A 1264-nucleotide genomic window follows, 5' to 3' on the forward strand; every position below is an offset into this window, starting at 1 on the left:
TGAGTAGCCCCTAGATTTCTGGACGCCTTCGGTCCTAATTTTGAGGACAGGAGGCGATGATGGGGAAGCCGAATTTCAGCGAGGCCTTCAAACGTGACGCGGTGGCCCAGATCACCGAGCGCGGGTATCCGGTAGCGGAGGTTTCACAGCGGCTCGGGGTCAGTGCGCACTCGCTGTATGCGTGGAAGCGGCAACTGGCGAAAGTCGTATCCGGCGATGCCGGCAAGGACGCCGAGATCCGCCAGCTGAAGCGCGAGTTGGCTCGGGTAACCGAGGAGCGCGACATCCTAAAAAAAGCCACCGCGTATTTCGCTCGGGATGCAAAGTGAGATACGCGTTCATTGCCCAGCATCGTGATCACTTTGGCGTGCGGGCAATGTGCCGCTGCCTCGCCGTGCAGCCCAGCGGTTTCTATGCTTGGCAGAAGAGCCCGCTGAGCCGGTGAGCTCGGGAAGATGCGCGGCAAACGGAGCTGCTGCGGCGGGCCTGGCACGACAGTGGCAAGGTCTATGGCTACCGCAAGCTGCACGACGACCTGCTGGATCACGGCGAAACCTGCTGCCCGAACCGGGTTGCCAGGTTGACCGGATTGGCGGACATCAAGGCGCAGATCGGCTATAAGCGCCGGCCCGGCAGCCATGGCGGCAAACCGTCCCTGGCGGTCGACAACACGCTGGACCGCCAGTTCGACGTCGCTGCGCCGGACCGGGCCTGGGTGACGGACATCACCTACATTCGCACCCTGGAAGGCTTCGCCTATCTGGCGGTCGTGATCGACCTGTACTCCCGCCGCGTGGTGGGCGGAGCAGCCAAAGGTTCCGGCGATGCGGAGCATCGTTGGAAGGGCTGCGGAGGGTGGTCGATGCAGAGCCGACAGACCACCGATGTGGTGCTGCAGGTGCTGCACATGGCGGTATGGCGGCGCAAGCCGAAGCAACGGGTGCTGATCCACTCCGACCAGGGCTCGCAGTTCACCAGCATGGAGTGGGCTGGCTTCATCCGGGCTCACAATCTTGAGCACTCGATGAGCCGACGCGGCAACTGCCATGACAATGCCGTCGCCGAGAGCTTCTTCTCCGCGCTCAAGCGTGAGCGCATCCGGCGTTGCACCTATAAAACCCGTGAGGAAGCCCGGCAGGACGTGTTCGATTACGTCGAGATGTTCTACAACCCTGTACGCAAGCAGGTCAGGAACGGGATGCTGTCGCCCGTCGCGTTCGAACGGCAGCAGGTTTTGAAGGCAGAAGGCGTCTAGAAAACTAGG

General features: G+C 62.3%; 1 pseudogene. It reads left to right on the forward strand.

The features are described 5' to 3' along the window. Positions 1-59: 59 nt before the first annotated feature. Positions 60-1255: pseudogene (locus ABIC44_RS19600) on the forward strand (IS3 family transposase). Positions 1256-1264: the final 9 nt, after the last annotated feature.

The organism is Sphingomonas sp. 1185, from assembly GCF_040544655.1.
Taxonomy (GTDB): domain Bacteria; phylum Pseudomonadota; class Alphaproteobacteria; order Sphingomonadales; family Sphingomonadaceae; genus Sphingomonas.